24 protein-coding genes are annotated in these 26403 nt (G+C 74.2%); 13 read left to right on the plus strand and 11 right to left on the minus strand.

Annotation, left to right across the window (positions count from 1 at the left end):
• Window positions 1-4 precede the first annotated feature (4 nt).
• The 4 genes from H958_RS0125155 to H958_RS40235 are packed head-to-tail and all read right to left on the minus strand — an operon-like array spanning window position 5 to window position 4547.
• Window positions 5-1870, minus strand: coding sequence for a glycoside hydrolase family 2 protein (locus tag H958_RS0125155; protein ID WP_028060669.1), 1866 nt, complete (start codon window positions 1868-1870; stop codon window positions 5-7).
• Window positions 1867-2397 (minus strand): hypothetical protein, encoded by a 531-nt coding sequence (locus tag H958_RS0125160; RefSeq protein WP_028060670.1) that lies wholly within the window; start codon window positions 2395-2397, stop codon window positions 1867-1869. The genes H958_RS0125155 and H958_RS0125160 overlap by 4 nt, the downstream gene beginning before the upstream one ends.
• A 40-nt stretch (window positions 2398-2437) precedes the next feature.
• A complete protein-coding gene (locus H958_RS0125165) occupies window positions 2438-3286 on the minus strand; it encodes an FkbM family methyltransferase (RefSeq protein WP_196807552.1) in 849 nt (282 codons plus the stop codon).
• Window positions 3287-3302: 16 nt separating this feature from the next.
• Window positions 3303-4547, minus strand: a complete 1245-nt coding sequence (locus H958_RS40235; protein WP_051324791.1) for a lamin tail domain-containing protein — start codon at window positions 4545-4547, stop codon at window positions 3303-3305.
• A 239-nt stretch (window positions 4548-4786) separates the two neighbouring features.
• On the opposite strand from H958_RS40235, the gene H958_RS47860 reads away from it, so the two are divergent.
• The 8 genes from H958_RS47860 to H958_RS0125205 are packed head-to-tail and all read left to right on the plus strand — an operon-like array spanning window position 4787 to window position 13492.
• Window positions 4787-6919: a glycosyltransferase family 4 protein gene (locus H958_RS47860; protein ID WP_196807553.1), complete on the plus strand. Its 2133-nt coding sequence runs from the start codon at window positions 4787-4789 to the stop codon at window positions 6917-6919.
• Window positions 6916-8658 (plus strand): CDP-alcohol phosphatidyltransferase family protein, encoded by a 1743-nt coding sequence (locus H958_RS48805; protein ID WP_051324792.1) that lies wholly within the window; start codon window positions 6916-6918, stop codon window positions 8656-8658. The genes H958_RS47860 and H958_RS48805 overlap by 4 nt, the downstream gene beginning before the upstream one ends.
• A complete protein-coding gene (locus tag H958_RS48960) occupies window positions 8655-9278 on the plus strand; it encodes a DUF5941 domain-containing protein (RefSeq protein ID WP_051324793.1) in 624 nt (207 codons plus the stop codon). Before H958_RS48805 ends, H958_RS48960 begins: the two co-directional genes overlap by 4 nt.
• Window positions 9275-10012: a phosphocholine cytidylyltransferase family protein gene (locus H958_RS0125185; RefSeq protein WP_028060673.1), complete on the plus strand. Its 738-nt coding sequence runs from the start codon at window positions 9275-9277 to the stop codon at window positions 10010-10012. The genes H958_RS48960 and H958_RS0125185 overlap by 4 nt, the downstream gene beginning before the upstream one ends.
• Window positions 10000-11055, plus strand: coding sequence for an iron-containing alcohol dehydrogenase family protein (locus tag H958_RS0125190; RefSeq protein WP_028060674.1), 1056 nt, complete (start codon window positions 10000-10002; stop codon window positions 11053-11055). Before H958_RS0125185 ends, H958_RS0125190 begins: the two co-directional genes overlap by 13 nt.
• A gap of 10 nt (window positions 11056-11065) precedes the next feature.
• A complete protein-coding gene (locus tag H958_RS0125195) occupies window positions 11066-11809 on the plus strand; it encodes a CDP-alcohol phosphatidyltransferase family protein (protein ID WP_081686257.1) in 744 nt (247 codons plus the stop codon).
• A 23-nt stretch (window positions 11810-11832) separates the two neighbouring features.
• Window positions 11833-12714: an ABC transporter permease gene (locus tag H958_RS0125200; protein ID WP_196807554.1), complete on the plus strand. Its 882-nt coding sequence runs from the start codon at window positions 11833-11835 to the stop codon at window positions 12712-12714.
• Window positions 12692-13492, plus strand: coding sequence for an ABC transporter ATP-binding protein (locus H958_RS0125205; RefSeq protein WP_051324794.1), 801 nt, complete (start codon window positions 12692-12694; stop codon window positions 13490-13492). Before H958_RS0125200 ends, H958_RS0125205 begins: the two co-directional genes overlap by 23 nt.
• Here H958_RS0125205 and H958_RS0125210 read toward each other — a convergent pair.
• Genes H958_RS0125210 through H958_RS46785 form a run of 4 tightly spaced genes read right to left on the minus strand, consistent with a single transcriptional unit; the run spans window position 13447 to window position 18896 of the window.
• A complete protein-coding gene (locus H958_RS0125210) occupies window positions 13447-14949 on the minus strand; it encodes an O-antigen ligase family protein (protein WP_028060678.1) in 1503 nt (500 codons plus the stop codon). The two genes, H958_RS0125205 and H958_RS0125210, sit on opposite strands and share 46 nt — an antisense overlap.
• A complete protein-coding gene (locus tag H958_RS0125215) occupies window positions 14949-15386 on the minus strand; it encodes a FlgD immunoglobulin-like domain containing protein (protein WP_028060679.1) in 438 nt (145 codons plus the stop codon). Before H958_RS0125215 ends, H958_RS0125210 begins: the two co-directional genes overlap by 1 nt.
• Before the next feature lie 4 nt (window positions 15387-15390).
• Entirely contained in the window at window positions 15391-17154 is a 1764-nt protein-coding gene (locus H958_RS0125220) for a glycosyltransferase family 39 protein (protein WP_156028267.1), read from the minus strand.
• On the minus strand, window positions 17145-18896 hold the full coding sequence (locus H958_RS46785) for a metallophosphoesterase (RefSeq protein WP_051324795.1): 1752 nt from the start codon (window positions 18894-18896) through the stop codon (window positions 17145-17147). Before H958_RS46785 ends, H958_RS0125220 begins: the two co-directional genes overlap by 10 nt.
• 60 nt (window positions 18897-18956) lie before the next feature.
• Between H958_RS46785 and H958_RS46790 the strand changes: the two genes are divergently transcribed.
• Window positions 18957-20426 (plus strand): hypothetical protein, encoded by a 1470-nt coding sequence (locus tag H958_RS46790; RefSeq protein WP_028060681.1) that lies wholly within the window; start codon window positions 18957-18959, stop codon window positions 20424-20426.
• A gap of 22 nt (window positions 20427-20448) precedes the next feature.
• The gene (locus H958_RS40250; RefSeq protein ID WP_051324796.1) at window positions 20449-21981 is read left to right on the plus strand and encodes a glycosyltransferase family 2 protein; all 1533 of its coding nucleotides are present in this window, start codon (window positions 20449-20451) and stop codon (window positions 21979-21981) included.
• On the opposite strand, the gene H958_RS40255 is transcribed toward H958_RS40250, so the two are convergent.
• Together H958_RS40255 and H958_RS0125245 are read right to left on the minus strand one after the other, a co-directional pair.
• Window positions 21954-22799 carry a sulfotransferase family protein gene (locus tag H958_RS40255; protein ID WP_196807556.1) on the minus strand — a complete coding sequence of 282 codons (846 nt, stop codon included), beginning with the start codon at window positions 22797-22799 and terminating at the stop codon, window positions 21954-21956. The genes H958_RS40250 and H958_RS40255 overlap by 28 nt on opposite strands.
• A gap of 48 nt (window positions 22800-22847) precedes the next feature.
• Window positions 22848-23249, minus strand: coding sequence for a hypothetical protein (locus H958_RS0125245; protein ID WP_156028268.1), 402 nt, complete (start codon window positions 23247-23249; stop codon window positions 22848-22850).
• 541 nt (window positions 23250-23790) lie between these two features.
• On the opposite strand from H958_RS0125245, the gene H958_RS44045 reads away from it, so the two are divergent.
• Entirely contained in the window at window positions 23791-24267 is a 477-nt protein-coding gene (locus H958_RS44045; RefSeq protein WP_051324797.1) for a cupredoxin domain-containing protein, read from the plus strand.
• Between the two features lie 34 nt (window positions 24268-24301).
• Here H958_RS44045 and H958_RS40265 read toward each other — a convergent pair whose 3' ends face one another.
• Window positions 24302-25234, minus strand: coding sequence for a DNA-3-methyladenine glycosylase family protein (locus H958_RS40265; protein WP_156028269.1), 933 nt, complete (start codon window positions 25232-25234; stop codon window positions 24302-24304).
• Between the two features lie 68 nt (window positions 25235-25302).
• On the opposite strand from H958_RS40265, the gene H958_RS40270 reads away from it, so the two are divergent.
• Both H958_RS40270 and H958_RS40275 read left to right on the plus strand, forming a co-directional pair.
• Entirely contained in the window at window positions 25303-25674 is a 372-nt protein-coding gene (locus H958_RS40270) for an ArsR/SmtB family transcription factor (protein WP_051324799.1), read from the plus strand.
• Between the two features lie 13 nt (window positions 25675-25687).
• A complete protein-coding gene (locus tag H958_RS40275; protein WP_051324800.1) occupies window positions 25688-26371 on the plus strand; it encodes a cation diffusion facilitator family transporter in 684 nt (227 codons plus the stop codon).
• Window positions 26372-26403: the final 32 nt, after the last annotated feature.

Below are 26403 nucleotides of genomic sequence, written 5' to 3' on the forward strand. Positions count from 1 at the left end.
GCCGTCAGGTGCCCGGTGCCGGCCCGGGGATCTGGACGACGGATCGGTATGCCGCCTGCAGCGTGGCGTAGGCCGGCTTGGGCTGGCCCTGATAGCTGAGTACGCCCTTCTGATGCATCGGTGGCTGCGGCAGCGGATTGCCTCCCGTCCAGCCCGGCGCGCACACGAACTCGCGCAGCGTCCAGTAGTCCACGCCGCTCAGCCACGGCTTGCCGGCCATCACCGCAAGATGGGTCGCGATGAACGCCTGCTGGAACTGGTAGGTGCCCTTCTGTTCGACCGGGCCGTCCCGGTTGGCCTCGGCGCCGAACTCGGTGACGATGATCGCCTTCCCCGGATGGCACGCGTGGAGCTCGTCGAGGTAGGGGGAGAGATCGCCGCTGCTGCCGCCGTACCAGCCGAAGTACTCGTTCGCGCCGATCACGTCGAGCGCGTTCAGCCGCGGCGAGCAGGCGGTCTGACGGTGGGCCTCGATGGCCATGCCGACGGGCCGTGAGCCGTCGAGCGCGTGCGCGACACGCGTCGCCGCGGTGACGTAGCGGTTGATGGCGCCCGGAAACGTCTCGTCGAGCTCGTTGCCGAGTGACCAGACGATCACCGACGCGTGGTTGCGGTTGGCGAGGACGTTCTGGCGCACCTCGTCGACCGCCGCGCCCACCACCCCGGGGACCTCCATGAAGCCGGTGACGAGCCGGTAGACGGGGACCTCGGACCACAGCAGCAGGCCCTCGCGGTCGGCCAGCTCCTCGAAGGCAGGGTGCAGCGGGTAGTGCGCGCGCACCAGCGTGGCGCCGACCTGCTTGACCTCCGCCGCAAGCTGCGCGCGGTCGGCGTCGTCGAGCGCCGCGCCCTTTCCCGGCGCGTCCTCGTGCACGGCGACGCCGCGCAGCTGCACGGGAACGCCGTTGACCAGCAGATGCCCGTCGCCGGCCCGGCCGACGGTCCGCAGGCCGGTGTGCAGCCGGTAGGTGGCTCGCGCGGAGCCGCCCGCCGAGGCGGTCAGCCCGGTCGGATAGAGGTAGGGGTCGGAAGGCCACCACACGTGCGGCCGCGGGATCCGCGCGGTGCCCGAGAACGCGTGGATCGCGCCGCGCCGGATGCGCGCGGCTCCCAGCCGGACGGACCGCCCGCCGATCGTCGCCGTGACCTTCGCCCGCGCCGCGTCGGCGCCGGCGTTGCGCACGACGGCGTGAAAGCGCACGGTCGCCGGACAGCCGCCGCATCCGAGCCGCGGCGTGACCTGGACCTCGTCGAAGTACAGCCCGTTCACCCGCCGCAGCTCGACCTCGCGCACGATCCCGCCCCAGTTCCACCACCCCCCACCGGGTTCGTCGGCGTTCGAGTAGCTCGAGGGCGGGAAGTCCGTCGGCAGGCGGCGGTTGTCGACGCGGACGACCAGGCGATTGGCGCGGATCCGCCGCGCGGCGTGGGCGAGGTCGACCTCGAACGGCAGGTAGCCGCCGGCGTGCTCGCCGATCCGCTTGCCGTTCAACCACACGGTGGCGTGGTAGTTGACGGCCTCGAACCTGAGGCGCCAGCCGAGCGACGGCGAGCTCGACGGGAGGCGGAAGTCGGTGCGGTACCACACGGGCTCGCCGATGAAGCCCTGCTGGGTGAAGTCGGTCGCGTTCCATGCGTCCGGGATCCGCACCGGCGTCCAGCCGGTCCGCGGCGGCCGGCGCTCCCAGTGCGCGGCGAGGCCGGCGTCGCGCGGGTCCATTCGGCGGCGCCATCCGGCGCTCAGCAGGACCCGTCCGGTCGGACCGTCGTGGATCAGCGGCGGCTGGGACGGGACGGGCGCCGCGCGCGCGGTCGCGGGAAGCGCCGCCACGACGACCGCGAGCAGGATCGCGCCGGCGGCGCGCCTCATCGATCGACCGCGCGCAGCCCGTTGAGCACGTGGAGCAGCCAGTCGGGCGGCGGTTGCGGCGTCGCGGGCGGCGGCGTGGCGGCGAGCCACTCGCCGGCGGCGCAGAGCACCTCGCCGATCCCGGCGGCGTTCTGCCCCCGCGGCCGCACCGTGACCGTGCGCGGAGCGACCGCCGCCCGCAGGCCGAAGATCCGCACCGTCTTGCCGGCGAAGGCGAGCGTCAGCCGCTTGCAGTCGGCCGTGCCGGCGGGGGCCCCGCTGACCGTCACGAACGTCGAGAAGCCCTGGTCGATGTCCCGCGCCGACGGGTAGCGGCTGTCGCGCAGACGGCCCTGGAGACGGCCCGTCGCGAGGATGCCGGCGCCGCTCGCGACGTAGCGGCCGACGACGAACTGGCCGGTGAAGCGCCCCTTCTGCGTCGCCGCGCGCGCGGGGATCGAAGCGACGCCGGCCGGCGAGGCATGCGCATCCGGCGCGGCGGCGAGGACGAGCGCGGCCGCCGACACGGCCGCCAGCGTTCTGGTCATGTCGAGGCAACCCACGCGGTGGGGGAAAGTTGCGTCGGTCTCAGAGCCGATCTGCCCGCACCATCATGCAGTCGAGCTCCACGACGCGCCCGGTCGACCGCTGGCGGCTCACCGGATACAGCGCGGTGATCCCGAACCCGGCCGCCTCGTACGCGGCGATCGCCTCGGCCATGCCCGGCGCGCCGTCGTAGATCGGCATCACCGAGAGCTCCGCCTGCAGGCCGACGAATTCTGAGGCACGCTCGCCGAGGCCGGCGAAGGCCTCGAGGTCGTAGCCCTGCGTGTCCAGCTTGAGGAACGGCCGCGGTCGCGCGACCGGCGGGAGCACCTCGTCGAGCACGCCGTCGAGGCGCCGGACGGGGACCTCCTCGACGCGCGGCGACCGCAGCTGCGCGTAGCGGCGCGCCCCGAAGCCGGTCGGCGAGAACGCGGAGCTCATCGTGCCCGGCACGACGTTCATCGGCAGCGAGCCGTCCTGCGCGCCGAGCGCGCAGCGGTGGACGGTCCAGCCGGGGTCGTCGCGTGCCGCCGCCGCGAGCTTGGCGAAGGTCTCTGGCACGGGCTCGAACGAGACGATGTGGCCGTCGTAGCCGACGCGCCGCAGCAGTCGCGCGTACTGCCCGCGGTTCGCGCCCACGTCCACGACGCAGTTGACGCGATACAGGCGCAGCAGCTCTGCCACGTGCCGCCCGGCGAGGTAGGCGGTGAAGCCCTTCTCCGCGACGAACCAGTCCGCTTGGACGCGGACCGGGTCGGTCACGACGACGGCGCCCGTGGCCGCCTTGATCAGCTTGGCGTCGCGCCTCCGCCCGACGACCACCGTGCCGCGGCCGGCGCTCCGGACGTCGTAGCCCGCTCGCACCAGCAGCCGCAGCAGTCGTCGGCGCACGGCGGAACGATACCCGTCAGCAGCCGCCATCGCCCCATGCGTAGCAGTCGACGACCACGTCGGTGAAGCTGCGCAGGCTCACGGCGCCGCCCGTATCCGCCAGGGCGTACGGCCTCCGGGCGAGGTGCTTGACGAGCGGCTCGTCCGCGGCGGGCGAGCCCTGTGGCAGCAGCTCCATGGTCTGTCCCGGCGCGATCACCGAGCCGACGGGGAACGCGTAGGAGAAGATGAACCGGCCGGGGCGATGCCGGAGGTGCAGCTTGACGACGTGCCCGGTCAGGTCGACGGGCTCCGTGCCGGCGTTCGAGACGCTGATCGATTCCGGCGTGGTGGGATGCGCAGCGATGCGCACCTTGCCCTGCAGCGGGTCCTGGCATGCGACCAGGCACGGGTAGATCTCGCTCGCGCGCAGGTCACCCTGCGGATCGAACAGGTATGCGCCGTCGCCCATGTGGCGCCCGTCGGTGCTCGCGTTGTCGAAGACGCCGCCCTTCTGGCACCAGTGGAACGCCGAGGCGTCGTCGGCGCCGCAGCCCGAATGGACGCGGACCGCGCCGCCGGGCGGGATCACGGCCGGCGCCGGGAACTCGTAGCCCGGGCGGTGCGGCGGCTGCGGGCTGACGCGCAGCCATGAGTCGCGCAGCCACCAGCCCGCGAGTGCCAGCGGGCGCGCGCCGAGGTTGCGGATCTGCACCCACTCGCCGTTGAGGTCGGCGCCGTCGGCACCGTCGGCGTCCCAGTTGACGTCGACGGCCAGCGGGATGTCGTCGTCCGGCCCGGCGCCGCAGGAGCTCGGCGCGTACAGGCCCAGATGCGCCGCCGCCGCGGCCTGGGATAGCGCGCTGTAGTCGGCGTTGTGGGCGTGCTCGACGGCGTTCGGGAGCCACAGCGCGAGCCCGGCCTGCAGCTCGAGCCGGGCGACGTCCTGCCAGCGCCCGCCGCTGCGGACCCAGACCGAGCGGCGCAGCCGGCCGCCGGTCACGCTCGACGGGTCCTGCGCCGCGAGCCGCACCCGGCCGTGCGCGCGCTCGAGCAGGCTGTCGACGAGCGCGGCGGCCTCGACACTGTGGCAGTCGCCGCGCCTGCGGCTGGACCTGGCGCTGTAGCGATGCAGCTCCATCGCGTTGATGCCGGTGAAGCGGATCGTCGCGATGCGGCCGGGCCGGTCGCCCGCGATGTGCACGCGGATGGTGTCGCCGTCGGCGACGAACGTCCTCTTGGCGTTCCACCACGTGCAGGCCGGGGCGCCGGTGCCGGGCACGCAAGGCGCCCGCCACGCCGCCCGCGCGGGGGCGCAGGCGAGCGCCAAGGCGGCGCAGACGACCGAACTGGATGCGAGGACCCGGGCGAGGCGCACGGAACGACTAGAGCAAACCATGGAGAGAGAGAAGGTTGCGGTTCACTCTTGATTCGCAGTGCCGGTATGCTCGCCTTCTCCGGAGGAGGTTTGGCGCGGCGCCGCGCATGTCTGGGCACGCGAGAATGGGTAGGGCGCGGCGCATGAGGGCGCCGCCGGCGCACAACGAGACGTTGAAGGCGCCGGCTGTGCGGCGCGTGCGACCGACCGGGCCGGGGCGGCTGACCGTCGAAGGCGACCTCGGGAGCGCGCGCCCGGAGGCGGTGCTCGTGCTTCGCGAGCGGGGTTCGGGCGCGGAGCACCGTCATGTGGCGTTGACGGGGGACTCGTCGCGCTTCGAAGCCGACGTCGAGCTGGCAGGCGGCGACTGGCGCGGCGTCTGGGACGGCTATGTCGACGGCGCGCGGCTGATGGTCGGCGCCGGCGCCGGGCTCGACGCCACGACGCTCAGCCTGGCCCCCGGCGAGGCATGCGAGGTCGCGCCGTACGCGGCCGAGGACGGCGGCTTGAGCCTGCGCATCGCGCCGCTCGCCCCGCACGCCGAGCTCTCGCGGGCATGGGTCGGCGAGCGCACGGTCCGGCTCGAAGGCAGCGTGCCGCCCGGCGGCGGCCACCTCGAGCTCGTCTGCCGCAGCCGCGAGCGCGGGGACGAGCTGGTCTCGGCGGTGAGCGCGGTGGGCGCGGGCTTCACGGCCGAGCTGGAGCTGGAACGGCTCGTTCGCGACGACGCGGAGCCCGAGGTCTGGGATCTCTACGTCGACACGGGCAGCGGATCGCCGCTGCGACTCGGCGCGCACGACGACGACGTGGCCAACAAGAAGCAGGCGGTCGCGTACCCGGCGCGACGCGTGGAGCGGGCCGGCGCGGAACGCCGGCTGCAGCCGTACTTCACCGTCGAGAACAACTTCAGCATCCGCTCGCGCGCGCCGGGGCCGGCCGGCGCCGCGCGCCCGGCGGGGCGTGCCGTCGAGACGGCGCGGCCAGGATCGCGCGGCTGGTGGGCCGAGCGCGCGACGCCGCTGCTGCGCATCGCCCGGCGGATGGCGCTCGCGCTCGGCGCGCGGATCACCGGCGCGCGAGGACCGGCATCCGGCCCGCCCGTGCCTGGCCCCGGCACCGTCTACATCCTGATCATGCACGCCTACGGGATGGGCGGCACGATCCGCACCGTCCTCAACCTCGCGGAGGAGCTCGCACGCCGCCACGACGTCGAGATCATCAGCGTGGTCCGGCGGCGCGACTTCGGCTTCTTCGCCATGCCGCCCGGCGTGCGCGTGACGGCGCTCGACGACCGCCGTGCCACCACTCCCAAGGCCGCCGGGGCGCGGCTGCTCAGCCGCCTGCCGAGCGTGCTCATGCACGATCAGGACTACGGGTTCCACGCCTGCTCGCTGTGGACCGACGTGCGGCTCGTGCGCAAGCTCCGCTCGCTCAGTCCGGGCTGGCTCATCACCACGCGGCCCGGCCTGAACCTGATCGCGGCGCGGCTCACGCCCGGCCACGTGCGCTCGATCGGCCAGGAGCACATGAACTTCCACGCGCACCGCCCTGCGCTCGCCGCGGAGATCCGCCGCGCGTACGGCGGTCTCGACGCGCTCGCGGTGCTCACGGCCGACGATCAGCGGGACTACTCGCACGTGCTCGCGGACGCCCACACGCGGATCGCGCGGATCCCGAACGCCCTGCCGGAGATCCCCGGCGAGCGCGCGGAGCTCACCAGGCCGATCGTGGTCGCCGCCGGGCGGCTGACCTGGCAGAAGGGCTTCGACCTGCTGATCCGCGCGTTCGAGCGCGTGGCGCGGGAGCGCCCCGAGTGGTCGCTGCGGATCTACGGCGCCGGCCGCAAGCGCGACCGGCTGCGCCGGCTGATCGCGACGCGCGACCTCTACAACCACGTGTTCCTGATGGGCTCGACGCAGCACCTCGGCGAGGCTCTCGCGGAGGGGTCGATCTTCGCGCTGAGCTCGCGCTACGAGGGCTTCGGCATGGTGATCCTCGAGGCGATGAGCAAGGGGCTGCCGGTCGTGTCCTTCGACTGCCCACGCGGCCCGAGCGAGATCGTCCACCACGGCGAGGACGGGCTGCTCGTAGCGGCCGAGGACGTCGACGCTCTCGCGGCGGCGCTGCTGGAGCTGATCGACGACGCCCCGCGGCGGCGGCGCATGGGCGAGGCCGCCGTCCGGACCGCGCGGCAGTTCGACGTCGGCGTGATCGGGAGCCGGTGGGAGCGGCTGCTCGAGGAGCTCGCGCCCGCCTCGGCGAAGGCGGCCGCATGAGCCCGTCGGCGATCCTGCTGGCGACGGCGGAGGCCGCCGAGGGCGGCGCCGCCGCCGTGCTGCCGGCGTGCGGCTCGACGCTCCTGGCGCGGCTGCTGGGACAGCTCGCGTCGCTCGGCGTCGCGCCGGTGACGGTGATCACGCGCCCGGAGTGGGAGGACGCCGTGCGCGCCGAGGCCGGCGACGCGGCTGCGGTCCTGGTGTCGGCCGACGTGGCCGGCGACCTGCGCGCGATCGCCGACGTCTCCGCGCGCGGCGGGCCGCTGCTGCTCGCCTGCGCCGACGTGCTCGTGCACCGCGAGGCGCTCGCCGGCCTGCTCGCCGACCCGCGGATCGCCACAGGCGTCCTCGTGAGCGTCTCGCCGCTGCGCGGAGACCTCGCCTTCCGCACGCGCGCCGCCCGCGGCCGCGTCGTCGCCGCGGCGTCGGCCTACCACCGCGTCACCGTGCCGAGCGGCTACTTCCTCGGCGTCGTGAAGGTCGACCGGGCCGACCGCCGGGCGCTCGCCGCGGGCGCGACGGCACTCGCCCGGCTCGCCGACCCCGTCACCCGCCCGCCGGAGTGGGACGCGGAGCTCGAGCGCAAGGCCGCCGAGTGGCGCGTGGAGCGCTGGCGCCGGCGGCTCGCGGCCGAGACGGGGGAGCCGGCGCCCTACCCGGAGGCGGTCGAGCCGGCCGCGCTCGAGCTCGACGCCGACGCCGGCGCGGAGCTCGCCGCCCGTGTGGCCGCCGCCGGCGAGGACGCCGTCGCGCTCGCGCTGGTCGGGCTGGTGCGGTCGGGCGCCCATGTCGGCCAGAGCCACCTGCGCGCGTTCTTCTGGGCGCGCGTGCTGTCGGGCCAGGCGGCCCGCCGCGCCGAGGCCGAGCTCGCCGGCATCGACGAGGACCGGATCGCGCTCGCTTCGGCCGTCAAGTCCTCCGACGGCTTCTTCACGACGTTCTTCGTCAGCCCGTACTCGCGCTACATCGCCCGCTTCGCGGCGCGCCGCGGGTGGACGCCGAACGCCATGACGACGGTCTCGATGGCGATCGGCGCCGTGGCCGCCGGCGCCTTCGCGCTCGGCTCGCGGGCGTCGATGATCGTGGGCGCGATCCTCCTCCAGGCGGCGTTCACGGTCGACTGCGTCGACGGCCAGCTCGCGCGCTATACGCGGACGTTCTCGAAGCTCGGCGCATGGCTGGACTCGGTCTTCGACCGCGGCAAGGAGTACCTCGTCTACGCCGGCCTCGCGGTGGGCGCGTCGCGCGGCTTCGGACAGCACGTGTGGTCGCTCGCGGGCGCCGCGCTGACGCTCCAGACCGTGCGGCACATGATCGACTTCTCGTTCACGGCCACGCGCCACCAGGCGATCGCTGCGGCTCCGCTCCTCGCCCTGCACGAGGTCGAGGACCGGCCGGTCGCGCCGCGGGCCGCGCAACCGCCCGCCGAGCCGTCCGCCCCCGCGGGCGGCACCGCCGTCGCCACGGTCGCCCGGCCCGCGCCGGTCGCCGCCCCTGCGCCCGCGCGACCGGGGCTCGCAGCCCGTGCGGTGTCGCTGATCGGCCGGCTCGACCGCGTCCCGGGCATCCTGTGGGCGAAGCGGATCGTCGTGCTGCCGATCGGCGAGCGCTTCGCGCTGATCTCGATCACCGCCGCGCTCGGCTCGCCGCGGCTGACGTTCACCGCGCTGCTGGTCTGGGGCGGCATCGCCGCCCTCTACGCCGTGCCCGGCCGCATCCTTCGATCGGTGGCGCGATGAGCGTCCTCGCCGCCTACCGCGACGACGGCCCGCTCGCTGCCGGCGCGGAGCGCCTCGCTCCGCCCGCCGCGGCGCGCCCCGGCCCGCTCGTGTGGACGGTCGCGGGGGCGCTGCCCCTGGTCGCCGCCTTCGTCGTCTGGCGCGACCGGCTCCCGCCGGCCGCCGCGGGCCTGGTCGCGATCGCGATCGCGATCGCCGCGGCCGGGCCCGCCGCGGCGAGGGCGGACGCCGGACGGCTCGCGTGGCTGGTCCCGCCGCTGCTGCGGCTGCTCGAGTACGCGGTCCTCCTGAGGGTCACGGTCCTGACCGACCATGGCGCATTACCGGCCTGCTACGCGCTGCTCGGCGTTCTGGCGTTCCATCACTACGACACCGTCTATCGCCTGCGCCACCAGAAGCTCGCGCCGCCGGCGTGGCTGCGGACGGCCTCAGGGGGGTGGGACGGGCGTCTGCTCGTGCTCTACGCGCTCGCCGCGGCCGGCGGGCTCGGCCCGGGGCTGGTCGTGGCGGCGCTCGGCCTCGCCGTGCTCTTCGGAGCGGAGAGCATCGTGAGCTGGCTGGGCTTCGCCCGCGCGCAGGCCCAGACGGTGTACGTCGACGAGGATCTGGAGGAGGCGTGAAGGGCATCGTGCTCGCCGCCGGCGCGGGGCGCCGCCTGCATCCGCTGACGGGCGAGCTGCCGAAGACGCTGCTGCCCGTCGACGGCGACGCCACGATCCTCGACATCGCGCTGGCCAATCTGCGGGCCGCCGGGATCGACGACGTGGTGATCGTCAAGGGCGTCGCCGGCCACCGGATCGAGCAGCGCGCGGCCGAGCTCGAGCGGCGCCACGGCGTGCGGATCGAGCTCGTCCACAACGACCGCGCCGAGGAGTGGAACAACGCCTACTCGCTGTGGCTGGCGCGCGAGGCCTTCGCGGACGGCGCGCTCCTCGTCAACGGCGACACCGTGCACCCGCCGTCGGTCGAGGAGCGCCTGCTCCAGGCGCGCGGCGACGGCGCGGGCGTGGTGCTCGCCGTCGACCGCGAGAAGGTGCTCGGCGACGAGGAGATGAAGGTCCGGCTTTCACCGGCCGGCACCGTGGAGCGGATCACGAAGCACACCCACGCGGGCACGGCGGACGGCGAGTACATCGGCCTTACGCTGATCGAGCCGTCGGCCGCCGCCGCCCTGGCGGACGCGCTGGAGGCGACCTGGCGGCGGGACCCGTCCCTCTACTACGAGGACGGCTTCCAGGAGTACGCCGACCGCGGGCATCCGGTCGGCGTGGCGGCCGTCGGCCGGATCGCCTGGATCGAGATCGACAACCACGCCGACCTCGCCCGGGCGCGGGAGCTGTCGTGCCGGTCCTAGCGCGGATGGTGCCGGCGCCGCTCAGCGTGGAGGTGCGCAGCGGCGCGATCGCGCGCCTCGGCGACCTGCTCGCCGACCGGCGCATCTCGGCGCGCGGCGACGTCGCGGTGGCGGTCGGGCCGGGCCAGGGCGCGACGATCGTCGAGGCGATCCGCCCGACGCTCAACAGCGCGCCCGTCCACCGTGTGGACTCGGGCAGCATCGAGTCGGCGCAAAGGCTTGGCGACGTGCTGCGCGCCGGCTGGTACGACGCGGTGGTCGGCATCGGCGGCGGCCGCACGCTCGACGTCGCCAAGTACGCCGCCAGCCAGGCCGGCCTGCCGATGGTGTCGGTCGCGACGAGCCTCTCGCACGACGGCATCGCCTCGCCGGTGGCGTCGCTCGAGCACCGCGGCCGCAAGGGGTCCTACGGCGTCCAGACGCCGATCGCGGTGCTGGTCGATCTCGACTACGTGCGGCGCTGCCCGATCGAGCAGCTGCGTGCCGGCGTCGGAGATGCGCTCAGCAACCTCAGCGCGCTCGCCGACTGGGAGCTGGCCGGCCGGGAGCGCGGCGAGACGTTCGACGGGCTGGCCGCGATGTTCGCCCGTGCCGCGGCGGAGTCGGTCGTGCACCGGGACGACGAGCTGACCTCGGACACATTCCTGACGGCGCTCGCCGAGGCGCTGGTCCTCGCCGGCGTGGCGATGGCGGCGGCCGGCAGCAGCCGGCCGTGCAGCGGCGCGTGCCACGAGATCGCGCACGCCGTGGACGTGCTGTACCCCGGCCGCGCGAGCCATGGGGCGCAGGTGGCGGTCGGCGCGATGTTCGCGTGCTTCCTGCGCGACGATCCGAAGCTGGCGCAGATCGACGCGTGCCTGCGCAGGCTCGAGGTTCCACGCGTGCCGCGCGACATCGGGCTCGACGAGGAGCAGTTCGCCGCGGCGGTCGTCGAGGCGCCCGCCACGCGGCCGGACCGGTATACGATCCTCGAGCATCTCGACATGGGGAAGAAGGAGGTGCGCGGCCGTGTCGACGCATTTGTCCGAGCCTTCGATCGCTGACCTGCGTCGCGTGACGCAGCCCGAGTCGGTCCTCGGGCGAGCGAACGCCGAGCACTGGGCGGGTCGCCTCTACATGCGCCGGCTCTCCCCCTACGTCACCCGGCTGCTGCTGCGCACCCGCATCTCGGCGAACGGGGTGACGTGGCTGATGTACCCGAGCGGCCTGCTCGCGGCGCTGTCGCTGACGCTGCCCGGCCTCGCCGGCGCGCTCGGCGCGGTCGCGTTCGCGCAGCTGCAGCTGCTGGCCGACTGCTGCGACGGCGAGGTCGCGCGCTGGCGCGGCACGTCGTCGCCGGCGGGCATCTTCCTCGACCGGCTCGCGCATCACGTCACGGACGCCTCGCTGGCGATCGCCCTCGGCGTGCGCGCCTCGGGCGGATGGAGCTCGATCGACGGCTGGACGACGCTCGGCTGCCTGGTCGCCGTGATGGGACTGCTGGTCAAGGCGGAGACGCTGCTCGTGCCGCTCTCGCGCAGCGCGGCCGGGCGCGCGCCCGCGCCCGACACGCACGCCGTGGCGGTGCCGCGTGGAGGCCCGCTGCGGCGGCTGCGGCGCGCGGCCGGCTTCGCGCCGGTGTTCCGCGCGCTCGTGACGATGGAGACCACGCTGCTCGCGCTCGCCGCGGCGCTCGTCGACAGCGCCGCCGGCCGCCTGATCGGGACCCGCGGGCTCATGATCGCCCTCGTCCCCGTGGCGGCGGTTACGCTCGTCGGCCACCTCGTCGGAATCCTGGCGTCGAGCCGGCTGCGCTGAGGTCGGGTCTACCCTTGGAGCCGGTGAGCACGGAGTCCCGCACGGCTCTCGGCGCGGCCTCGACCCAGCCCGTGCCGGCCGGCGAGCGCCATGTGTACGAGCCGCACCGCATCGGGCTTCCGCCCCTGCGCGTCTACGCGCGCGAGGCATGGCGGCGGCGGCAGTTCGCGCGCGAGATGTCGCGCACCGAGCTGCGCGCGCAGCATTACGACACGGCGCTCGGCCAGCTCTGGCTGCTGCTGAACCCGCTGCTGCTGACGCTGGTCTACTTCATCCTCGTCGACATCCTGCGGCACGGCACCCGCGGTCCGCAGTTCTTCGCGCATCTGATGGTCGGCCTGTTCGCCTTCCAGTTCTTCAGCCAGGCGGTCCAGCAGGGGACCAAGTCGGTCGTGGGCGGCGGCAAGCTGATCCTCAACACCGCCTTCCCGCGGGTCCTGCTCCCGCTCTCGTCCGTGCTGAGCGCATTCATGCGCTTCCTGCCGACGATCGCGATCTACGCCGTCGTCCATGTGGCCACGGGCCTGCCGATCACGCCGGAGCTGCTGTGGGCGATTCCCGTCTTCCTGCTGCTGGCGATCTTCACGACCGGCTTCACGATGCTGCTGGCGGCGCTCCAGGTCTACTTCCGCGACGTCTCGAGCTTCCTGCCGTACGTCATGCGGATCTGGATGTACGCGTCGCCGGTCCTCTACTACCTCGACGAAGTGCCGGAGCGCTTCCGCCCGATCATCGACGCCAATCCGCTGGCGCCGACGCTCGGCGCGTGGAGCCAGGTCCTGACGGAGGGTCGCGCTCCGGGCGCCGGGCTGCTGCTCTGGGGCCTTGCCTGGGGCGTGGGCGCCGTGGCCGCCGGCGGCCTGTTCTTCGTTGCCCGGGAGCGTGAGTTTGCCGTCCGTCTATGACTCCACGGTGGCGCCGGCGATCGTCAAGGTGGAGCGGCTCTCGGTCACGTACCGCGCCACCTACGAGACCAAGCCGACGCTCAAGGGCGCGCTGCTCCGAATGGGCCGCGGGCAGCGCGCCGTGCGCGAGATCGAGGCGCTGCGCGACGTCTCGTTCGAGGTCGGGCGCGGCGGCGTGACCGGCGTGATCGGCGTCAACGGCGCCGGCAAGTCGACGCTGATGCGCTGCGTCGCCGGGATCCTGCCGCCCTCGCATGGCCGGATCGAGGTCCACGGGCGCGTGAGCACGCTGCTGGCGCTCGGCGTCGGCTTCAACCGGCAGCTCAGCGGGCGCGAGAACGTCGTCCTCGGCGGGCTCGCCGCCGGCCTGCGGCGCGATCAGCTGGCCGCCAAGTACGAGGAGATCGCGGAGTTCGCGGAGCTCGGCGACTTCATGGATCTGCCGATGCGGACCTACTCGTCCGGCATGTACGGGCGCCTGGCGTTCTCGGTCGCCATCAACATGGACCCGGACATCCTGCTGGTCGACGAAGCCCTGTCGGTCGGCGACGCGCGCTTCAAGCGCAAGTCGTTCGACAAGATGGGCGAGCTGTGCGCGAAGGCCGGGACGATCCTGCTCGTCAGCCACGCCCTCCGCAGCATCCGCGAGCTCTGCGACCAGGTCATCTGGATGGACAAGGGCAAGCTCGTGATGCACGGCGACACCGACGAGGTCGTCGACGCCTACGAGCGCTACATGGAGGTCGGCGAGAGCGAGGTCGCGCTCGAGGACGTCTGAGCCCGCGCCGGGGCGGGGCCGGGCGGCGCGTCGCGTCCGCGCCGCAGGGCGACGCCGGCGCCGAGCAGGATCCACGCGAGCGGATCCTCCAGGAATGCGGCGTACAGCAGCGTGTGCACGACGAGCGCCGCGAACGCGGCGGCGACGCCGGCGCGCGCGGCCGACTCGCTCGCGCCCGGCAGCAGCAGCCGGAACGCCGCCACGAGGAGCGCCACGTACGCCGCGAGGCCGACGATCCCCTGCTCGGCGGCGACGGTGACCGGGATCGTGTGCGACGCCGACACCGCGGCCGCGCTGCGCGCCTCGCCATGGCGCCGGTACTGGACCGCGAACGAGCCGGAGCCCCAGCCCGCGACCGGCCGTTCGGCGAACAGCTGCACGCCGCCGCTGACGAGGTCGCTGCGCCCGCTGGTCGCCTTGCGCAGCGAGCTGCCGCCGGCCAGCGCGGCGGCGGCGAGCGCCACCACGGCGCCCGCGACGAGCACGGGCGCGCCGCGCCGCAGCAGCCGGTCCGGCGCGCCGCGCAGCGCGGCGAGCGCCGCGACGCCCACGATCAGCGACAGCATGCTCGACTCCGAGCGCGTGGTCAGCAGTCCCAGCCAGAGCACCGCGAGCACCGCGGCGGCGGCGGGCACGGCGCGCGGCCGGCGCGACCACAGCGCCGCCGTCAGCACGCCGATCATCGCGACGATCAGGAAGCGGCCGTAGACGTTGGGGTCGAAGAACACCGAGTTGACCCGGAAGTACGTCGTGTAGCGGTTGCCCGCGATCAGCTTCTCGTTCAACCACACCGTCCCGGTCGCGAGCTGGACGAAGCCGATCGCGCAGAAGACCAGCGCGAGCGCGGTCATGGTGGCGAGGCAGGCACGCAGCAGCCGCGGCGTCCACTCGAGCTCGGCGAGCAGCTTGAACAGCAGCGCGAACGGCGCGTAGAAGAAGACGATCTGCTCCAGCGCCTTGGCGAAGTCCGCCGAATAGGCCGCCTGGACGGCGTAGAGCAGCGTGAACCCGAGCAGCGCAACCTCGAGGCCGGTCGGCCGGCGCGTGCCGCCCGCGCCGCCGCGCAGGTCGCGCGCGGCGCTCGCCAGCGCGCCTGCGCCGATCACGGCGTACAGCGGCACGAGCAGGTTGACGGTGTCGCCCGAGACGCTCAGCGGGATCCGGAACGGCATGGCCGCGATGGCCGCGACGGCGACCAGCGCGGGCCGGCGGCTCGCGACCGCCGCGGCGGCGGCGAGCGCGGCCAGCGCGACGACGGCGCCGATCGCCGTCAGCACCGGGCGGCCGGTCAGCGCATCGAGCCGCTCGCTGGTGGAGAGGTCGTCGATCAGCAGCGCCGGGGTGAGCACGAGCGCGGCCAGCGTGGCCCCGCCGCGCGCCCGCCGCGACGGCGCGAGCACCGCCGCCCCGGTGCACGCGACGACGGCCACGACCCCGGCGGATTCGAGCGCGGGCACTACCGCGCCTCGCTCCCGGCGGGGCGCGGCGGCCGGGCGCTCAGCCGGATGTGCCGCACGAGCTGGATCGTCTGCCCGCGCCGCCCGAGCCGCACGCGCGTGTAGTAGACGCCGGGCGGCGCGCGCCGCCCGGCGTCGGTGCGCCCGTCCCAGAAGAAGCGCAGCTTGCGGTCGGCCGGCACCCGCCTCGCCCTCGCGAGCCGGCGCACGGGATCGCCGTGCGCATCGAGCACGGTGACGGTCACGACGTCCGGCCGCGTCACCATGAAGCGGATCCCGGCCCGGTCGTTGAAGCCGTCGCCGTTGGGGCTGAACGAGCGCGCGACCTTGACCCGGCGGATCACCGCCGGACGTTCCTTGAGGCGCTGGTCGACGGCGAGCGCGACGACGGTCGCGCCCAGGAGCACGAGCACGAGGATCTGCGCCGGCCGCGTCATCGCCTCAGGGGGTGTGCGCGTCCAGCCCGTAGCCCTCGGTGCAGCGATTCAGGCGGTACACGGTGATGTCCGGCCCCGGCCGCTCGTAGGCGCTCGGGTAGTACAGGTGCGTCGAGAAGTCGAAGTCGAACGGCACCGGCTTGGCGCCCGCCCTGTACGGCGAGGCGCGGAAGATCACGGTGCCTTCGTGCGGCAGCGCGCGGTAGTAGGCCATGGCACGGCGGACGCGCTGCAGGAAGGCCCGGTCGCGCACGAGGCTCATCTCCACGACGATGCAGTGGTGCGCGCGCCGGTACTGCTCGATGCGGCCCGGTGACAGCACCGAGATGTAGCGGGCCGGCGTCCCGAGTTGCAGCGCCGGCGTCTTCGGCGGCGGGCCGAAGCCCTTGGCGAAGTGCCCGTTGAAGAACCCCCGGGGGATGGCCGGGTCGACCACCAGGCGAGCCTTCGCCGGCAGGGTGGCGAAGAGGAAGTCGCGCAGCATCTGGCGCGTGTCCCGCATGCCGAGCACGCGGCCGGTGTGGAGGTCCGAGACCAGCGGCTGGACCAGCGACCCGGCGACGATGACGGCGACGGCGCCCGCCGCGAGGCGCGGGTGGCGGCGGAACAGCGTCCGGCCGGCCCACACGAACCCGACGCCCGCCAGCAGCGCCAGCACCGGGTAGGCCGGCAGCAGCCAGCGGGCGAACCAGCGGCCCGCGCCGACCGACATGTAGCCGATCAGCAGGATCGGCATGAGCGCCAGCAGGATCCCGCGGGGGCGGTCGCGGCGCAGCTCCACGACGATGCCCGCGGCGGCGGCGATCGCGGGCCCCCATCCCAGCGCCCACGTGAGGCTTGAGACGTAGAAGACGAGCGGGTTCCCGGTGCCCTGGCCGAGCTTGGCGCTCGACGCCGCCTCGTTCTCCAGCTTGAGCTGGAAGAGCGCCTTGTGGAGGTGGATGAAGAAGTACGGGGTGGTGAGGAAGAACGCGAAGGTCGCCGCGGCCAGGGCGACCGCGAGGCGCGCCAGCGCGGCGCGGTCACGGCGAACATGGGGGATCGCGGCGACGAGCAGCGGCCCGAGGATCACGCCGGCGGTGTACTTGAAGCCGACCGCCACACCGGCGGCGGCGCCCGCCAGCGCGTAGGCCCACAGGTGATCGGTCTCGCGTATGCGCACGATCGCGTAGACGGCGATCGTGACCCACACGAGCGCGCTCACGTCCGTGACGGCGAAGCGCGAGTACGCGACGGGCAGGAACCCGAAGCTGAGGACCGCGGCCGCCGCGAGGCCCTCCGCGACGCCCCACAGCCGGCGGCCGGCGCCGTAGACCGCGGCCACGGCCAGCATGCACATGATCGCGGAGACGACGCGCGCCGTGTGGTAGACGGCGGACGGGTCGTGGCGGTAGGTCGCGACGAGGTCGCGATAGTCGTGCCACGGCCACCCCCCGCCCCACTGGAAGCGCAGCACGCCGTAGATCAGCTCCGTGAAGCCCGACGGGTTCTGGAGATAGACCGGGTCGAGGCTGTGGTTCACGAACATGTACATCGCGCGCCTCGTGAAGTGGAACGCCTCGTCCGGGTGGTAGACGTACGGCAACCCGTGGTCGTTGCTGTAGAGCCGCAGCGCGAGCCCACCGGCGAGGATGCCGAGCAGGACCACACGCGGCGGCCACGCCGCGGGCCGCACGGCATGGCGCCAGCCGCGCCTGCTCTCGAACGGCGGAGGCGCCTCGTCGCGCGGGCCGGTCGCCGGCTCCGGCGCCGGCAACCTCAGTGACACGCGTTGGCCCCGGAGTCGGTGAAGCCGACGCCTGCCTCCGAGACGAATGCCCACCGGTAGCCGCCCTTGCCGAGCTTGAGCTGCAGCACGCCGTAGGAGCCGTGCCGGACCTCGCTGTTGGGCGCTGGGGCGACGGCCCGCTGGAGGCTCCGGCCGCCGGTGCCCACGACGAACTCCCGGATCCCGCGCACCGGATCGCGGGTCCCGCCCGGATCCTGCGGTGCCAGCCGCTCGTAGGCGTGGTCGTGGCCGTTGAGGACGACGTCGGCGCCCGCGTTGTAGAGGTCCTCCCAGATGGGGTACATGGCGCCGTTCTCCCCAGAAATCCCGGAGCTCCACAACGGGTGGTGCCAGAACGCCAGCGTGCACGTCGCCGGATGCGCCGCGAGATCGACGCGCAGCCAGCGCTCCTGCGGCGAGCCGGCGCTGCAGTCGACGCCGCCGTTGCGCGCCGGCGGATCGGAGCACTCGGAGTTGAGCGCCACGACGTGCCACGTGCCGACGTCGAAGCTGTAGTAGCCCTGGCCGCGCGCGCCGGCCGGTCCGTTCGCCGCGCCCGCGCCGTCGAAGTAGTCGTAGTAGCCGGACGCGCCGGGGTCGCGGTACTCGTGGTTGCCGGGCACCGGCCGCAGCAGCGGCTTCAGGCGTCCCCACGTGCTGTCGAACGCGCTCCACGCTCCGGCGCGGCCGTCGGAGTATTGGGCGTCACCGAGCACCAGCACGGCCGACAGATCCATCGTCATCAGGATGTCAGAGGTCTGGCGCTGATGGCAGAGGGAGGGGGTGCCCAGACCGCCGTTGAAGTCAGGCGACGTCGGGTCGCAGGCGATGTCGCCCGCGGCGGCGATGACCGGTTCCGCGCCGGCGGGCTGCCAGTCCGGCGGGCCGGCGTCCACGGACCTCGGCGAGATGGCCCGTCGATCGCCGCCGCGCGCGGGCATGATCGCGACGCGGCGCCGGCCGTGGGCGCGCAAGGTCAGCGCCATGCGCCGGCCGTCGGGCGCCCAAGCCGGCGCGGCGGCGTCATCGGCAGGCGCCGTCAGCGTCCGCGCGCGGCCTCCGGCCGAGGGGATCACGCCGACCGTGCGGCTCCCGGGGCGCCCGCTCGAGAACGCGATCCGCCGCCCGTCCGGCGACCACGCCGGCGACTCCTCGTCCGCGGGCGTGCGGGTCAGGCGCCGAGCTCTGCCGCCGAGCGGCCCGGTGACGTACAGCTCGTCTCCGCCGTGGCGCGTCCGGCGCACGAACGCGATGCCCCGCGCCGACCAGGCGGGCGAGCGGTCGTCTCCGCTCCCCGCGGTGATCGTCGTGACGCCGCTGCCGTCCGCCCGCACGACGGCGATGTGCCGCGCGCCGGGCGCGCCCTGGGCGAACGCGAGCGCGGTGCCGTCCGGCGACCACGCCGGCTCGGACGCCGGCTGCAGCCCATCGGTGACGGCGCGCAGCGCCGAGCCATCCGCGTACATCACCCAGATCCGCCCCTGGCCCGAGAAGGCGATGCGCCGGCCGGCGGGCGAGAAGACGGGTGTCGAGGCCGGGACGCCGGTGCGCAGCCGCCGCGGGGCCGAGCCGTCGGGATTGCGGAGGGTGACGGCGCGGTCGCGGCCGTTCGCCGCCGTGTACGTCAGCTTTCCGTCGCGGCCGGAGAAGGCGCCGTGGGCCGGCGTCGCGGCGCCGAGCAGCAGCGCGAGGGCCCCCGCCAGCGCGCGGGCGCACCGGCGGACGTGGACGGCAGGCGGCACCGGCGAGCTTGAACACGGGGACCGGCTCGCGGTTGCGGCGTAGACTCGCCATCCGGTCCCATGGCGCAGCTCTCGCCGACTCGGGCACTTCCCCGGCCAGGGCGCGCAGCGCCGCGGCGCACCCGGGCGTGGCCGGCGGCACTCTTCGCGGCGCTGATCGGCCTCACCGTCGCGGGCGTCCTCGTCTACCCGACGTATCCGAATTACGACAGCTACTACGCGCTGTTGTGGGGCCGTGAGCTGCTGCACGGCGTGACGCCGACGTTCGAGGCCTACCGGGCGCCGACCGAGCATCCCTTGACGATCGCGTTCGGCGCCGGGCTGAGCGTTGCCGGGCTCGACGCCGACCGCCTCATGGTGGCCGCGACGTTCGCGTCCTTCCTCGCGCTCGTCGCGGCGATGTACCGGCTCGCTCGCGCCTCGTTCGGCATGCTCGCGGGCGTCGTCGCCGCGGCGATCCTCTGCACGCGCTTCGACCTGCCGTTCCTCGCGGCGCGCGCCTACGTCGACATCCCGTACCTCGCGCTGCTGCTGTGGGCCGCGGTGCTCGAGGCCGAGCGGCCGCGACGCGGCCTGCCCGTGCTCGCGATGATCGCCGTGGCCGGGCTGATGCGGCCCGACGCGTGGGTCGCGAGCGGCGCGTATGTGCTGTGGGTGTGGGGCGGCGCGTCGCCGCGCCGGCGGGCCGGGTACGTCGCGCTGGCCGCCGCCGGGCCGTTGGCGTGGGCGGCGGTCGACCTGGCCGTGACCGGCGATCCGCTGTTCTCGCTCTCGCATACGAGCACCCTGGCCGAGGATCTCGGACGCAGCGCCGGGCTGGGCGAGCTCCCCGCGGCGACCGTCCGCTTCCTCGTCGGCCTCGACAAGCTGCCGATCCTCGCCGCGGGCGTGCTGGGCATCGTGCTGACGCCCGTGCTCGGCCGTGCCCGCGTGCGCGTGCCCGCGGCGCTGCTCGGGCTCGGGCTGGCGACGTTCGCCGCCGTCACCGCGGTCGGCGCGTCGGTCGTGTTCCGCTACCTGCTCGTGCCGTCGCTGATGCTCGTGCTGTTCGCCGCCGTGCCGGTCGCGGGCTGGACGCTGCTGCCCGCGGGCACGCGCGCGCGGCGCTGCTGGGCCGCGGCGGCTGCCGTCGCGGTCGCCGCCGGGGCGGCGTTCACCGTCACCCATACGACACCGTCGACCTTCGCCGCCGAACTGCGCTTCCGCGGGCGCTCGCACGCCGCGCTGCGCGCGCTCGTCGACGACCCGCGGGTCGTCGCCGCCCGCGCCTGCGGCCCGATCTCGGTGCCCAATCACAAGCTCATCCCCGAGCTGCGCTGGATCGCGCGCGCGCCGGCGGGGGCCGTCGTGGCGCGCAGCGACCGCGCCACCCGCGAGCGGACGCGGCGCGGCGTCGCGCTCTATGCCACGAGCCGGCTGACGCTGCTGCGGTACGGGTATTCGCCCGACAGCTATCGCAACGCCATCCCCATGCGCGGCTTCCGGCTGCTGGCCGCCAACGGCTACTACGCGGCGTGGGGACGCTGCTGACCCGCGTTATTCTGGGCGCCGCATGAAGGTCAGCGTGATCGTTCCGGTGTACGACCCGGGCCGCCACTTCGACCAATGCCTCGAGTCGCTGCTGGGACAGACGCTGCCGCCGGCCGACTACGAGCTGATCTTCGTCGATGATGGCTCCACCGACGGCACGGGCGAGCGCCTGGACGCGCTGGCGGCGACCGAGCGCCGCGTTCGCGTCGAGCACATCCCGAACTCCGGCTGGCCCGGGCGCCCGCGAAACGTGGGCCTGGAGCTGGCCGCCGGCGAGTTCGTCCACTTCGTCGACAACGACGACTGGATCGGCCCGCAGGCGCTCGAGCGCCTGCACGCGGCGGCGGTGGCGGGCGAGGCCGACATCGTCGTCGGCAAGGTCGTCGGACACGGCCGCTGGCTTCCCCGCGGGATGTTCGTGCGCGACGCCCACGGCCTCACGGCCGGGGAGGCGCCGTTCGGGCTGCTGACGCCGCACAAGCTGTTCCGCCGCGCGCTCCTGGAGGAGCACGAGATCCGCTTCCCCGACGCCCCCCGTCCGCTCGAGGACCATCCCTTCGTCGTGGAGGCGTACTTCCGGGCGCGGAGGATCTCGATCCTCGCCGATTACCCGTGTTACCACTGGATGCACCGGGGCCGTGACACGAACGCCTCGTTCAAGCCGCCCGATCCGCCCGCGTACTTCGCCGCCGTGCGCGAGGTTCTCGATCTCGTCGACGCGCACACCGAGCCCGGCGAGCTCCGTGACCGCCTGTACATGCGCTGGTATCGCGGCAAGCTGCTCGGGCGGCTGAACGGCCGCCAGTTCGCCCGCAACGACGACGCCTACATGGCCGCCGTCCTGCGCGAGGCCCGCCTCCTGCTCGACACCCGCGTCCCCGAGCGCCTGGACGCCGGGCTCTCGTATCGCGACCGGCTGCGGGCGCGGCTCACGCGCACCGGCGAGCTCGCGGCCCTGCGCGCCCTCGGGGCGTTCGAGCTGCACGTGCGGGCCGGCGTGCGTTCGCGGCGCGCGCGCCGGCGCGGTGGTGCCGTGCACGTGGAGCTCGACGCGACGCTCGGCGCCGCCGGCTTCCTCCGCGACGGCGACCGACTGCTGTGGAGGCTGCCGGAGGCGATCGCCGAGGCGCTGGGCGAGCACGCGGCCGACGTCACCGACGCGATGACGCAGGCCCGCGTGCAGCTGCTCCTGGTATCGGACGACGACGTCGAGTACGAGCAGCCGGTCGAGGTCCGCGCGCTCCCCCCGGCGCCCGGTGGGGCACCGCGCCTCACCGCGTCCGCGCGCCTGGACCCCGCCACCGCCGCGGCGGGAGCGCCGCTCGCGCCGGGCCGCTGGAAGGTGCGCGCGAACGTCTCCTTCGGCGGGTTCGCCCATCTGGCCACCGTGCTGCGCGGCGGCGATCCGCTGTACGTCGCGGTCAACGCCGAAGGCCGGGCGACGATCTGGCCTTCGACGCCGCGCCGGCTCGCGCGCCGGGTGCCGGGACTGCCCGCGGCGCTCCGCCGCCTCCGCCGGCTGCGCGGTCAGCCGCTGGGGCGCGCGACGGCATAGCCCCACGCCGCGGCCAGCTCCACCAGCCGCGGTGGCGTCTCCTCGGGCGGCGGGGGCGGCGCCTGCACGTGGCCGGAGCGGATCTTCTCCTTCCAGTCGCCCAGCCCGGCGCGGTATCCGCCGTGATCGAAGCGGCCGTACTCCAGCATGCTCGGCTCCCACGGCACGCCGAGGTACTCGCATACGTCGCGCGTCACGCGCGCCGGGTCGGCGGCGAGCTCCTCGTAGCGCACGTCGAGCCCCGGGTGGACGCGGCGCGCCCGCTCCAGCGCATCGCCGTAGCGCAGCACCATCTCGGCGTTGCGCTCGGCGCTGTCCTGCGGACGAACGGCGTGGCGAGAGGCCGCGATCGCCGCCGGGTGGCGCAGCAGGTAGATGAAGCGCGCGTCCGGCCAGCAGTCGAGCAGGCGGTCGGCGATGAAGACGTCGCTCGGCGTCTTGTTGACGAGCAGGCGCTTGCCGCTCTCGCTCAGCTCGCGGTGCAGCAGGCGGTCCCACAACAGGTACTGGAGGGCCGTGACGTCGAGCCCGAGCGCCTTCAGCGCGCGATCGGAGTAGTCCGACCGCGACTCGACGACGAGATCGCGCAGATGCAGCTCAGGCGGGGAGTGGATCTCCGAGTGGCTGTCGAGCAGCACCCGCAGGAGCGTCGACCCCGAGCGGACGGAGCACAGGATGAACGCGGGCGCCCGCACCAGCCGGTCGCCGGCGAGCAGGACGTCGCGCCGCGGCCGCGATCCCGCGCGCCGGAGCTCGTAGCCACGCGCGCGCAGCACGCGCAGCGCGAACCGCTTGGCGGCGACGCCGGTCCGCCTCATCGCGCCTCGCCGTGATGGACGTCGCTGAGGGAGATGGCGGCAATTGAACTACGTGCGCCGCATCGCCCGTCGCGCGATACGCAGGCGCGCCACGTGCGCGACCGCCTTCGCCAGCCTGGCGACGCCGGCCGGCGCCTCCTGCGCGGCGAAGTGCGCCGCGCTCGCCAGCACGCCCAGCAGCAGCCACGGGAGGACGCCGGGGCCCGTGGCGTGCGTGAGCCACCACCCGGTCGCGAGCCCTGCGGCGACGCCTGCGACCTGGGCGATCGGGCTGTCGACCGGCCCGTCCGGGGCCACGACGGCGGCGAGGATGAAGGCGGCGACCGCGCCGAGCGACACGAGCGCCACCTCCGCGGCGTCCGGCGTCCCGAAGCGGGCGTAGGCCATCGCCGCGGCGCCTGCGAGCGTGACGACGTACGGGAACGGACTCGCGGGCGCGGCTGACGACACCCGCTCCACCGTAGACGCCGAACCGTCACGTCAGGTGAACGAGCGGTGACCCCGTTCCCCACCGGCCGCGGAGCGACGCCATGCGGACCTTCTGGTGCGCGAAGCCGCTTCCGCGCGCCATGCTACGGCCGGATCGCGTGCCGGCGCATCGCCGCCGCGAGCGGTCCCTTGGCGTCGGGACCCGGCGCCTCCAGCCCGGCGAGCACGCGCAGGCGCTCCGCTTCCGGCTTGTCCTACGAAAGCTTGCCCTCGGCGTGCCAGGAGTCGGCGTGCAGCCGGAACGCGACGACCTGCTCGTCAACTCGCGCGCCGTCTCGCCGAGGCGGCCCAGCGACCACGGGTGCTCCACCGCCGCCACGAAGTGATCGACGGTCCGCCGCACCACTGGCATCGCATCGGGACCCTCGAGTCCGCGCGATGACATTCGTGCGCCCGCGATCCGTCGCAATCGCGACCCGATCCGCTGGAGCCGTCGCACTCGGCGGGTAGGTCTGCCGGGGCGCGCGCCTCCGTTTCGTTCAAGTCGTTCGGGAGGACCCCAATGTGCAGGACAGTCGCCGCGGCTGCCGTCATCACCCTGCTGGCAGCCGGAGTCGCCGCATGCGGCAGCAGCAGCGATCCGTCGAAGGATCCGGCCCCCAGCAGCACCGCCACGAGCGCAGCGAAGCAGTCCTCCGCGCCCACGGTCGCCGGCCGGAGCGTGACCGTCGACATGCGCGACTTTCGCTTCACACCGAGCGATCTCACGGCTCGCGCGGGCAAGCTCACGATCAAGGCCACGAACACGGGGCAGCAAGTGCACGAGCTCGTCCTCGTGCGAACCAACGCCGCCCCGGACGCCATCCCGAGCAAGGGCGGCAAGGCGTCCGAGGCCGGGTCCGTCGGCGAGATCAGCGAGCGCAAACCCGGAGCGAGCGGGACGCATACCTTCAACCTCACTCCCGGCAGGTACGTCTTCCTCTGCAATGTCGACGGCCACTACGCGGCGGGAATGCGGGGGTCGCTGATCGTCAAGTAGGCAGCGATCGCCACGTCACGGGAGCCGCGGCGGCTCACGTTCGCGCCGGCTCGCGGACCCAGTCGCGGGTCAGCATCAGCCAGAACGCGAGTCCGGCGTACTCGCGGTAGCGCCGGAAGGCCTTCTCGATCCCCTTGTCGGTCACGCGCGAGCGCCCGGAGAGCCGGCGGTAGGTCGGTCGCGTCCATGAGTCGAGCACCAGCTGGCCGTAGCGGCCGAGCAGCATCATCGTGTGGGCGCACGCGTACGGCCCGACGCCCGGGAGCGCGAGCAGCCGCTCGGCCACCTCGGCGTCGGGCAGGGCCGGGTCCGCGAGCGCCTCGACGTCGAGCCGCCGCTCGGCGACGTCGGCGGCGATCGCGCGCAGGTACGGGCCGCGGTAGCCGGCCTTGGCGATGCCCGTGTAGAAGTCGTCGCCAGCCTCGGCCATCGCGGCGGGGGAGGGGAACGTGCGCCGCCCGGGCGCCCCGGCCGCCGGCGTGCCGAGCTCGTCCACCAGCGCGCCGACCATCCGCTTGGTCGCCGCCCAGGTGCAGTTGGTCGTGCAGATCGTCTTCACGAGGTCCTCGAAGACGGTCGGGCTGCGCAGCATGCGTCCGGCGCCCTGCGTCACCCAGGCGAGCTCCGGGTCCGCGGCCGCGCGGGCGTAGAACGGGCGCAGGTCGTCGTCCAGCCGCAGCATGTGCCGGATCGCGCGGGCGAGCTCCTCCGCCGGCGCGCCGTCCCGGATCTCCATGCGGGCTCCGTCCGCGCCGTCGGCCACGACCCGCACCAGCCACGCTTGTCCGCTGCCCGGCAGGACCGTCTCCAGCGCCGAGCCGTCCTCGGCCACGACGTTCGGCGTCAGCTCGGCGACGCCGTGCGAGAGCAGCGTGCGTGCGAGGTCGACCGGCTCGCCGCCGCCGCCGCGCAGCTCGATCCGCTCCACCATCACCTGCCGGGCCGGTTCGTGGTCGCGTGCGCTCACGGCCACATCATGCCGAGCGCCGGACCGTCTGCATACCTGAACACCTATGCGGGTATCATGGATGTGAAATGGCGCATGGTGAGCACTCGGAGGTCGATCGCCTCTTGGACGAGAGCGGCTTCGCCCGCGCGGCGGCCGACAGCATGCAGGCGCTGGCGACGCCCAGCCGGCTGCGGATCCTCGCTCGGCTGCACGCCGGTGCGGCGTCGGTCAACGAGATCGCCGCGAGCGTCGGCATGGAGAGCTCGGCGGTGTCGCATCAGCTTCGCATGCTCCGGCATCTCGGCCTGGTGGTCGGGGATCGCGACGGCCGCCAGGTCGTCTATGAGTTGCACGACGACCATGTCGCCGAGCTGCTCGAGCAGGTCGTCTCGCATGTCGAGCACGTTCGGCTCGGCCTTTCGGGCCGGCGCCGCACGGCCGAGACCACGACCGGCTGACCCCTCGCTGCCGATGCCCAGCCACACGCATCCACACGCCCCTGCTCATGCGGGTCCGCACGCGGCGCACCACGGCCACGGCCACTCGCACGGGCTCGTCGACGAGTCGATCAAGCGTTCCAAGGACGGCGTCCGCGCGGTCGCGGTCGCGCTGCTGATCCTGGGTCTGACGGCCGCCGCTCAGGCCATCGTGTTCGCGATGTCGGGCAGCGTGGCGCTGCTCGCGGACCTGATCCACAACGCCGGCGACGCCGCCACGGCGATCCCGCTCGGCATCGCCTTCGCCCTGCGGAGCGCCCGAGCGGAGCGCTGGGCGGGATTCGCCGTCGTCCTGGCGATCTTCGTCAGCGCCTGCGTCGCGGCCTACGAAGCGGTGCACCGCCTCATCGAGCCGACCCACGTCGGACAGCTCGGAGCCCTCGCCGCCGCCGGCGCCATCGGGTTCATCGGGAACTGGCTGGCCGCGTCGGTCCGCACACGCGCCGGACGCCGCCTGGACAGCCCGGCGCTGATCGCCGACGGCGCGCACGCCCGCGCCGATGCCTACGTCTCGCTGGCCGTGATCGCCTCCGCCGCCGTCGTCGCCCTCGGGCTGCCGATCGCGGACCCGCTGATCGGACTCGCGATCTCCGTGGTGATCCTCCGCATCACGTGGGACTCCTGGCGTACGGTGCGCCGGCCCGCCACCGCTGCGTAAGCGCAACGTAGGAACCCGGTCGCCAGGCGGCC

It is taken from the genome of Candidatus Solirubrobacter pratensis (genome assembly GCF_000425945.1).
GTDB lineage: Bacteria > Actinomycetota > Thermoleophilia > Solirubrobacterales > Solirubrobacteraceae > Solirubrobacter > Solirubrobacter pratensis.

Excerpts from the sequence above, each read along its gene's own strand:
- H958_RS48960 (WP_051324793.1), top strand. The coding sequence starts at position 8,655 with ATGAGCGTCCTCGCCGCCTACCGCGACGACGGCCCGCTCGCTGCCGGC.
- H958_RS44045 (WP_051324797.1), top strand. The coding sequence starts at position 23,791 with ATGTGCAGGACAGTCGCCGCGGCTGCCGTCATCACCCTGCTGGCAGCC.
- H958_RS48805 (WP_051324792.1), top strand. The coding sequence starts at position 6,916 with ATGAGCCCGTCGGCGATCCTGCTGGCGACGGCGGAGGCCGCCGAGGGC.
- H958_RS47860 (WP_196807553.1), top strand. The coding sequence starts at position 4,787 with ATGAGGGCGCCGCCGGCGCACAACGAGACGTTGAAGGCGCCGGCTGTG.
- H958_RS40255 (WP_196807556.1), bottom strand. The coding sequence starts at position 22,799 with ATGAGGCGGACCGGCGTCGCCGCCAAGCGGTTCGCGCTGCGCGTGCTG.
- H958_RS40275 (WP_051324800.1), top strand. The coding sequence starts at position 25,688 with ATGCCCAGCCACACGCATCCACACGCCCCTGCTCATGCGGGTCCGCAC.
- H958_RS0125215 (WP_028060679.1), bottom strand. The coding sequence starts at position 15,386 with ATGACGCGGCCGGCGCAGATCCTCGTGCTCGTGCTCCTGGGCGCGACC.
- H958_RS40250 (WP_051324796.1), top strand. The coding sequence starts at position 20,449 with ATGAAGGTCAGCGTGATCGTTCCGGTGTACGACCCGGGCCGCCACTTC.
- H958_RS0125155 (WP_028060669.1), bottom strand. The coding sequence starts at position 1,870 with ATGAGGCGCGCCGCCGGCGCGATCCTGCTCGCGGTCGTCGTGGCGGCG.
- H958_RS0125160 (WP_028060670.1), bottom strand. The coding sequence starts at position 2,397 with ATGACCAGAACGCTGGCGGCCGTGTCGGCGGCCGCGCTCGTCCTCGCC.
- H958_RS46790 (WP_028060681.1), top strand. The coding sequence starts at position 18,957 with ATGGCGCAGCTCTCGCCGACTCGGGCACTTCCCCGGCCAGGGCGCGCA.
- H958_RS40270 (WP_051324799.1), top strand. The coding sequence starts at position 25,303 with ATGGCGCATGGTGAGCACTCGGAGGTCGATCGCCTCTTGGACGAGAGC.